This is a genomic window from Methanocellales archaeon, assembly GCA_028715985.1.
Lineage (GTDB): Archaea > Halobacteriota > UBA148 > UBA148 > UBA148 > UBA148.
The window spans coordinates 188,458-197,271 of the sequence record JAQUQR010000002.1; the positions used below are offsets into that span (position 1 = coordinate 188,458).

Here is an 8,814-nt window from a genome sequence, read left to right on the forward strand (position 1 = left end):
TCCAAGGGGAGACTGGGTTTTCGTGCATTCATTGCGTCTATTTATTTATTCGCCGAACTTGCTCAACAGCGCTGTTACAGCGCTTCCCAAGAGGTCCTTGAGCCCGCTTGCTTCGATCTTTGCCGCAGTTGGTATGCCTGTGGTCTTGGTGTAGCCTCTCAGTTCATAGTACGCTGGGAGTTTTGTACCGTACAACTTTGCCTCGTCGACCACCAGGCCATCTTCATATAGTATAGAGGTCCCTTTCGGCCAGGGTCCTGCCGTGAATGGCGAATTGAACCATTTCCATGGAGTCAGGTGATCCCATGCGGTCGGGCTGAATCCTGCATCGTTCATCTGGGTGTACAGCTCGAATGTCCTTCCCATAACAGCTGCCCTATTTCCAACCGTCAGGTGCTTGTCGTAGGTCCAGTCGTTCCAGCCTGTGCAAGCCTTTGTCATGGATGCCATGCCCTCGGCACCCCAGGATGTTCTAACGAAACTGCAGATTACTGCCGAATTGTTCGAATATGCTAAATCCTGTTGGTCTATCAGGGCTTGACCTTCTCCACTGCCCTCGGTATGACAGTTGGGCTTTATCGTGGTGAGGTAGGAAAGGGCTGACTTGCATCCACCCCTTACGGTGTGGGCTGGCTGGCCATAGCGATGAGTTGCCATGTGATACTTCATTATGTCAGGATTGTTCTTCAGCGCAGCGAAATACTTGGCGGTCTCGTAAGTGCCGTTTGCTAGCTTGTCCCCGATGCCTTCTCTGTGGGCGATCTTGTGCAGCATGTCATCAACAGCGTCTATGTTGCCCCATACGAGGTTGATTCCATCGATGTCTGCCGCTGTGATCAACTTCTTCTCCATCAACTCCATGACGAGTGCGAGGTTATTTCCGCCCTCTATGTAGTCCATACCAAGGTTGTCATGCAGCATGGTGCCTCTCTGAAGCTTGTCCAGTGCCCTCTTCAAGTCCCAGTGATCTCCTGGATAGGGGTCCCTTGGATGCCACTCAGGATGATCTTCCGGTATCAAAAAGCCGAGATTTCCGCCCACTGTGCCCATGGCTTCCCAGTCTGGCATGTCTGTGATTGTGCCGTCCATCCTCTCGTCTTCGCTGGTGATCCTAGCCGTCCACAGGCAGTGACGGGCACAACCCCGGCAAGCCTGGGGCTTGACGTAGGAGGCATTCTTCATGAAGGAGCCTACGAAGGCCATGAGAGCCTCTGGGTCTTCCCAGGAGCCTTCCTGCCAGTTTCTGATGGGGTAACAAGACGTTCTCATGCTGTTGGTCCAACCAGAAGAAGTGCCGTATACTCTTGCACTCCGCTCAGTTTTCATAAAAGCCCAGATCTTCCTGTTGAGTTCCAAAACAGCCTTCTTGTCTGCCATCGAGTGTCCTTTGGTACCTGCGATGACTATGCCCTTGAGCTTCTTGTCGCCCATGATGCAACCTGAACCGGCTCTGCCGTGAGCCCTGGCACCCTCTGTCATAGTGGCTGCATACCATACCTTGTTTTCACCTGCTGTTCCGATCGTCCACGATCTGGCCAGTCTCTTCGCACCAATGCCCTTGTTCGGGTCTGCAGGGTGTTTCGCAGCGAGCAGGGGTGGCATTTCACCAGTAGTCAGCATGCTCTCTGCCCTGTGCGTATAGGGCGCGTAGGTGTCCTTCATAATTTCGGCATCGGCTTCCTCATGATCCATTCCCCAGAGATGGCTCGCATCCCTTATCTCCACGTCGTCATTCACGACTGACAGATAGACAGGACTGCTGGCCTTTCCAACCACTTGGATGCCATCCCATCCTGCAAACTTCATCTCAGTGGGGGTAAGACCTGCAGCTAGGGTTTGGCACTGGAAATTGTAGGGAGACTTGGTGACTATACAGGACCTCCCCCCAGGTGTTGCTCCGGTTACAGGACCTACGAGGAATTGTAGCATGTTTTTAGGATCGTCTGGCTTCACATCGGGGCTAGCGATACCCTCCTTAAACAGGAAGTACAGTCCTAAAGCCTGACCACCAAGGAATGTCTTGTATATCTCCTCTTCTGGCTCCACAACGCTTGTGGTTTCTTGTGTTAAATCCACTCTGAGTAGTTTACCCCAAGCACCTTTCATTCCAAATCCCTCCTTACTACTTTATACATCCTCATATACAGCATCTCAGCCAGATGCGCCGGGTTCATCGCCTGGAACCTGCCTGGTATGGAAACCTCAAATTCTAGGGCACCCTCGGTGCAGGCTTCCACACAGGTGGGCTGTCCAGCGCACGCTGTGCAAACCTGTGCTATGCCATCGGGTGTGAAAATTACACCGCTACCGAAAAGCTGCTCACAGATCTCCAGACATTTGCCGCATGAAGCGAAACCCAGACACAAATCCGGATTGACGCGCTTGTACCCATTACCGTAGTAGCCAGGGACGGTCTCCGCATCTGGAACGGTTTCTATCGCATTGGTGGCACAGACATACTGACAGGGCATCTCCGTAGTCCCATCACTCCACTCAGTGAGGTTACAAAACTGGCATACGTTTGGAATGTCCACATACGTGAAGCGCATGGCCCTGATCCTCGAGTAGACTAGGTTTATCCCCTCGATGTCTGCGGGTTGGTACTTGGCTGCACATTCAACAGCGCAAATGTCGCAACCGGAACATTTAGTGTAGTCAATGTCAAAGGAAGCCCCTTTCTTCACTGGCGCCTGTGCAGGCGTTGGTGCAGGCGTTGGAGCTGTTACTGGTGGCGCTGGCGTTGCTGCTGGTGTTGGCGTTGGTGCTGCTGGCTTTGGTGTTGGCGCTGCTGGTGCTGGTGTTGGTGCTGCTGGTTTCGGTGTTGCAGGCAATGGTGGTGGTGTTCTGGCAGTAGGCAGTGTAGGTGCAGGTGTAGGCTCAGGCTCTGATACGCATCCAGAAATCCCCATCGTTGCTACTGCTCCGGCAATAGCAAGAGACTTGAGGAACCTGCGCCTTCCTATAGCGCTTGGATCGATTTCTCTCTCTAAAACTTCTAACACGCGATTTCCTCCATTTCTTTTTTTTGAAAGTCCCTCTTCATCTATCTCGGAACTTACAATTGGTCTATAGTTCTGTTAGATATTCTATTTAAAACTTTTGCACTTTTCAAACCGCATCGAACTTTTTTTATTTTTAGTAATCGGATCGCACTCTTTTTAGTGAGGGGTCAACATTCCAAGAGTTGAGGCAGGTAGATACTGTAGAATCAGATTGAACCATATCTGACACAATGAGAGGTTTGCCGGGAAGAGGGTTTTAGGTACAGTATATGTAAGTATTGGGGAGTTTTTTTTATCGATCAGGACTTATCGATATCAGGACTATTAAATTATATCATATTGTATCATACCCATAAAATCCTTTTAATTACAACAGAGCTAATAAGATCGTTCATCTAAAAAAACCTGCTCACAATATGTTTATTCATATATTCAGATAAAATATAGTGCAAGGAGCGCTAAGCAGCAATGCTGATGGGTTATGTAAAACCACATTGCCATTGCATTGAAATGGGCTGTTTCACAATCTGAAAAACGTTATTGATTTGGCTTAAGATTTTCTTGATAAAGGATAGACAGTATCCATGATTAATTTGAATATGCGCTTGTGTACTTCATAACTTTCATGTTAAATAACATAATTTCCCTGAGGTTATGTTATTTATTATATATAAACATTAAATTGCCTGCTCATCCCTAATGCGCCGTAGCAGTCCATCTTAACCACGCCCCATACGAAATTTACCAACGCCGGATGAATGCCATAAGAGTATAACCATAAAAAATGCATGGTATCTATCCATCCCATCGCTTTATCCTGTTCTATCTTATTTATTTGTTTTAATTCATAGATATCATTTTTCCCATATATCATATCAAAGAAAACGAGCAATCAACAAACTGAACTCAAATAATATGACTAGCATGACCGCCACCACCAATTGCGAGAGCAGCGTAGGGTCAGGTGTTGCAAGCATCGCAAAGGCCAATAATCCACTATACACCAACCACCTTCTTTCCACCAAGCTCTTGTATTTTACTAGCCCCATCTTCACGGCAAAGACCGTTAACAGAGGGAGCTGGAATACGAGGCCCAAGCCAGCAATAGTAGTCATCACTACCGAGAATGTATTTTTTATCGATAGCTGGGCAAATGCAACATCACTGGAAGCGGATATCATTAACCTGAATAAGGTTGGAACCACAAGGAGATAGCCAATAGCGGCACCTGCGATGAACAAGATCAATGAGAAGGGCACTACCAAGTAGAGAAAACGTCTCTCGCTCGGATATAACCCTGGTCTCATAAATGCTAGTGTTTCATACAGAAGTAATGGAACACCAATCACAAAAGCACATATAAGCGAGAGCGTTATTCTTATGGAAATGATTTCCCAAGGACCGTAAACCATCATCTCTACATTAGGCGGGAGAAAATGGCTCCACATGATCCTGAGCATCTCATCAGAGAAGGGTAACACGACCGCAGTTACGAGGGCAACCCCTCCAAAGATGACGAGTACTCGTTGTCGCAATTCGGCAAGGTGCTCTCTCAAGGGTAATTCCCTGTCACTGGGTGGTACATCATAGTCAATGCTCATATTATCAATAGACTCTTTTTCATCCCTAAACTTAATACTATGGACAACTAACAGTAGGTGCAACGATCAATTAATGACTGATATAAATAGCATATAAGGCTAGCTAAATAGAATGGGATGGAATGACTATAAATAAATAGGACCGGATAGTAGACTGAGGGTAAACAAGCGAGGGGAAATAATTGGCTCTTGAAGAATTTGGCGTCATATTAGCTGCATTACGAAAAAAACTGATGAGAATAGGCATAGTGATAGGAATAGGAACCTTTGGATCCTTTCCTTTCATGAGCAGGCTGTTAAACCAAATACAAAAGGACCTGCTGCCAGAGGGCGTGAAGACCGTAATAATTCAGCCAGTTGAAGCAATCGTGTTAGAGTTGAAAATGTCTCTGATCATCGGTGTGCTTCTATCGCTACCGCTTATAGCTTATTATGTGTACGATGCGCTGAAGAATAGATACGACATAGCGAGTCGGTTTGAGTTAAAGAAATCGTTCATCGTATTGGTAGCAGTCTCAGCCCTAATCCTGTTCTTTTTGGGCGCCACCTATTCTTACTTTATCATGCTCCCCTTCCTGCTAAGGTATCTGAACATACTTGCGATGAGTGTAGGAGCAACAAGCACTTGGTCTTTAGAGCTGTGGGTCCATTTCGCCATAATGATGACCGTGGTCTTTGGCTTGGCCTTTGAATTGCCCATAGTGCTCCCTCTGCTGGCGCGATTTGGTGTGGTCAACTATCAAACCCTTAGAGAGTATCGAAAACACGGAATAGTAATCGTGTTCATAGTAGCGGCGATCATAACGCCACCAGACGTGATTTCTCAGATGATGATCGCGGCTCCGATGCTTCTGTTCTATGAAGTTGGCTTGCTCATCACCAGAATTGCAATCAAATCCTAGAGGACAGAAATGAAAGTTGCTGTCGGAGGGACGTTTGAGCCCTTGCATGACGGGCATAAGGCGTTGCTCAAAAGGGCATACGAACTTGGCGATGTTTTCATCGGATTGACCTCTGATGAGTTGGCAAAGCATCGCTATAGAGAGGTATGCCCATATGAGGAAAGAAAGAGATGCATGAAGCGGTATATCCAAGGAGAGTTTAATTCGCAGGCAAATATCCAAAAATTAAACGAACCCTATGGACCGACCATAAGCGAGCATTTCGACTACATAGTCGTATCGCCAGAGACTTATCCTGTTGCAAGGGAGATCAATCGAATTAGAAAAGAGGAAGGTCTTCGACCGATTGAGATAGTCAAAATAAATTTTGTGTTGGCTCAAGATGGAAAGCCAATTTCCTCTACCAGAATCAAAAATGGCGAAATTGACGAACATGGCGTTTTATTAAGATAAGATGGGGTAGATAAAATTTACAACCACCGTTATTATTACTTGGAAAAGCTTTTTATCCAATTGATCATTACCCACTATAACCTAGGGGGCAGTAGGGTAGTCTGGTCCATCCTCGCGGCTTTGGGAGCCGTGGACGGCAGTTCGAATCTGCCCTGCCCCATCAGAGAGTGCACAACACGACATAATTGAATCCAAGAAACGATGACTTAGAGCAGTTTTTTATCATTACAAACAAGACAATAAAATGTCATTTTAGCATGGATATGTATAGTATAGGTAGACGCATATGATTAACGATGTTGCATATGAATATGCTCTCAAGATCGGTTTGGGCTTGGCACTTGGAATGTTCATAGGCCTAGAGCGCGAGTGGGCACATAAAGAGCCAGGAATCAGGACATTTGCATTGGTAAGTTTATGCGGCACCATATTCAGCTTTGTGAGCCCACAACTGGTGCTGATAGGCGCTTGTTTCGTCATCATTGCGTCCGTTCTTTTGTCCATACAGAGCTTGCTACAGGAGGAGGACATTCATTTGACGACCATTACATCGCTCATGCTGACATACGGCGCAGGTGTCTTAGTGGGAATGAATCGCTACAGCTCTGCAATAATCGTTGCTATCATCATTACTGCGATATTGACTCTTAAACAAGAGTTACATAATTTCGTGGGAGGTATCTCAAGCCAAGAGTTGAGAGGTGCAATCAAGTTTGGCATCCTAGCCTTCGTGGTGTTCCCAATCCTGCCAAATGAGTACATAGACCCATGGCAGGTTATAAATCCGAGGATGATCTGGTTGATGGTCGTACTGGTTTCTGGGATGGGGTTCGCCAATTATGCCATGATGAAAAAAATGGGTGCCCGTGGGATAGCATATACTGGCTTTTTTGGGGGATTGGCAAACAGCACGGCAATAGTGAGTGAATTGAGTTCTAGGACGAAAGAGCGCCCAGACCTTATGCTCTTCGCCGCGTCGGCAGTGGTACTATCAAATGTCGCTATGTGTGCGAGAAATCTTTTAGTATGTACGATGTTCTCCGTAGAATTAGCTGTAACCATAGCACTTCCCTTGCTCAGCATGATGTTCATAGGTATACTATACGCATTAATTACGAGGAGGGATACCTATAACATAGACGTAGATGTTAGATCACCTTTCAGCATGAAGAATGCACTAATATTTGGATTGATATTCTTGGGCATGATCGCCCTGGCCACAACTGCACATATGCAATTTGGAGAGATTGGATTTTACATCTCAGAATTCATAAGTGGTACGGTAAGCAGTACAAGCGCTACGATCAGTGCTGTCGTGCTTTACCAAGCTGGTAAGGTCAGCAAGCTAACAGCTGCTTTAGGAATAATCCTCTCCAACATATCCGGCATTGTGATCAAAGTTGGTTTGGTAACGATGTCAGGCAATATGAAGTTCACAAAAAACGTTACCATTAGCAGTATTCTGATAGTCACAGTATCTTTAGCAACGACCTTATTGTTGTTTGTATTATGACATGACAAGCTTTGTTATGACAAGCTTACATTTTAGCTAACTGTTTTATATTATGAAGATTATATTATGAAGAGCCCCGAGCGGGGATTGAACCCGCGATCTCCACCTATTTGTCAGCGGTACCAAGTTCGCCCCTTAAAGTCATGGGAGCTTTAACGGTGTGGCGCTTTACCACTGAGCCACCGGGGCAAAAGACTACTTCGATATGATATGCTTTACTATATAATATATTGCTATCTATCGAGTCATATACGACAACTTCAAACTATTATTAACACATATTTTCGAAAAAAAGTATCCCTAGGAAAGCTTAATTCGCCTCCCTAGAGAGAAATTCGCTTGTCAAAAGCGGTTTTGTTGGCCCTAGGTACAAGGGCTTTTTGTTATTAGACTGGTTTAAATCCGCCTGGATACTTTTACGGGTACTGGTTTAAATCCGCCTGGATACTTGTCCCCGTCTGGAGTCATAGCCCCGGAACTATCATTGTTGGTCACTACGACGTCTTTTGTTATCCCGTTGTAGACTACCCGAATAACTTCATAGGTAATGAACACAGCACTAATGCCGTAATCATTTCCTTGAATTTCGAATCCCAGATCGTACTTGAGGTCCACTTGCCGCAGTTGCTCAAACGTTTTCTTGAGTTCGGCTTGCGATTTGTCTTCTTGGTACTTAAAGACCCACCAGCCAGCGGACTGGTGACTCTCTGTGTTATACACCTTATAAAGGGCTTTGTAATCATACCCTTTCATTGTGCCATCAATGTGACCTTTTGCCCATACGCCAGACCCTTGTACGGTTATGCCATAATTCGATACAGCCTTGTTGCCCGTGTAAACTTCGACCTTGTCATGTTCCTGCATCTTCGCTGAAATAGCTGCGGTTTTAATGTCCAACCCGGCCGGAAGAACCAATCTATATTTTTCTATATACATGTTCATCACCTGATGCGATATGATAGATAGTGGCGTAGACATAGATATATAGTTAATTAATGATAATATTGCTTAATTTAAGCAATTTTAATAAAAAATATCCAAACTCTCTTGCTGAAGGGACGCCATCAGTAGAGAATGCAGCTTCCCATGGCGATTTTTAACAGGATACATCTAGGACTGTGAGGACCAAACAAAGTTGATTTGAAAATGGAGTCATGCGATTAGCTATTTTTCATAGATCGCTTGTTCTTCATACGTGATTCGAAAGATCCTGTGAGAAAGATCCTGTGAGAAAGATCCTGTGAGAAAGATCCTGTGAGAAAGATCCTGTGAGAAAGATCCTGTGAGAAAGATCCTGTGAGAAAGATCCTGTGAGAAAGATCCTGTGAGAAAGATCCTGTGAG

The 8,814-nt window shown here is 45.5% G+C and carries 7 protein-coding genes and 2 tRNA genes; 4 read left to right on the forward strand and 5 right to left on the reverse strand.

Going from position 1 to position 8,814, the window contains the following annotated elements; genetic code table 11:
• Positions 1–45 precede the first annotated feature (45 nt).
• The 3 genes from PHI74_03470 to tatC (PHI74_03480) all read right to left on the reverse strand — a co-directional run bounded on the left by PHI74_03470 (position 46) and on the right by tatC (PHI74_03480) (position 4,666).
• Entirely contained in the window at positions 46–2,106 is a 2,061-nt protein-coding gene (locus PHI74_03470; GenBank protein ID MDD5485073.1) for an aldehyde ferredoxin oxidoreductase C-terminal domain-containing protein, read from the reverse strand.
• Positions 2,103–3,002: a twin-arginine translocation signal domain-containing protein gene (locus PHI74_03475; protein MDD5485074.1), complete on the reverse strand. Its 900-nt coding sequence runs from the start codon at positions 3,000–3,002 to the stop codon at positions 2,103–2,105. Before PHI74_03475 ends, PHI74_03470 begins: the two co-directional genes overlap by 4 nt.
• A gap of 875 nt (positions 3,003–3,877) precedes the next feature.
• Positions 3,878–4,666, reverse strand: coding sequence for a twin-arginine translocase subunit TatC (tatC, locus tag PHI74_03480; protein MDD5485075.1), 789 nt, complete (start codon positions 4,664–4,666; stop codon positions 3,878–3,880).
• 119 nt (positions 4,667–4,785) lie between these two features.
• Here tatC (PHI74_03480) and tatC (PHI74_03485) point away from each other — a divergent pair, with 119 nt between their 5' ends.
• The 4 genes from tatC (PHI74_03485) to PHI74_03500 all read left to right on the forward strand — a co-directional run bounded on the left by tatC (PHI74_03485) (position 4,786) and on the right by PHI74_03500 (position 7,471).
• Entirely contained in the window at positions 4,786–5,505 is a 720-nt protein-coding gene (tatC, locus tag PHI74_03485) for a twin-arginine translocase subunit TatC (protein MDD5485076.1), read from the forward strand.
• Between the two features lie 9 nt (positions 5,506–5,514).
• Positions 5,515–5,958 (forward strand): phosphopantetheine adenylyltransferase, encoded by a 444-nt coding sequence (locus PHI74_03490; protein MDD5485077.1) that lies wholly within the window; start codon positions 5,515–5,517, stop codon positions 5,956–5,958.
• A gap of 85 nt (positions 5,959–6,043) precedes the next feature.
• Positions 6,044–6,118 (forward strand) — tRNA-Pro (locus PHI74_03495).
• A gap of 126 nt (positions 6,119–6,244) precedes the next feature.
• Positions 6,245–7,471, forward strand: a complete 1,227-nt coding sequence (locus tag PHI74_03500) for an MgtC/SapB family protein (protein MDD5485078.1) — start codon at positions 6,245–6,247, stop codon at positions 7,469–7,471.
• A 72-nt stretch (positions 7,472–7,543) separates the two neighbouring features.
• Here the strand turns inward: PHI74_03500 and PHI74_03505 are convergent.
• A tRNA-Thr gene (locus PHI74_03505) sits at positions 7,544–7,660 on the reverse strand.
• Positions 7,661–7,867: 207 nt separating this feature from the next.
• Complete coding sequence (locus PHI74_03510) at positions 7,868–8,407, reverse strand: hypothetical protein (protein ID MDD5485079.1); 540 nt, start codon at positions 8,405–8,407, stop codon at positions 7,868–7,870.
• Positions 8,408–8,814 lie beyond the last annotated feature (407 nt).

Bases quoted from the DNA above. Each gene is read 5' to 3' on its own strand.
- PHI74_03470 (MDD5485073.1), bottom strand. From the start codon at position 2,106: ATGAAAGGTGCTTGGGGTAAACTACTCAGAGTGGATTTAACACAAGAA.
- PHI74_03490 (MDD5485077.1), top strand. From the start codon at position 5,515: ATGAAAGTTGCTGTCGGAGGGACGTTTGAGCCCTTGCATGACGGGCAT.
- PHI74_03500 (MDD5485078.1), top strand. From the start codon at position 6,245: ATGATTAACGATGTTGCATATGAATATGCTCTCAAGATCGGTTTGGGC.
- PHI74_03510 (MDD5485079.1), bottom strand. From the start codon at position 8,407: ATGTATATAGAAAAATATAGATTGGTTCTTCCGGCCGGGTTGGACATT.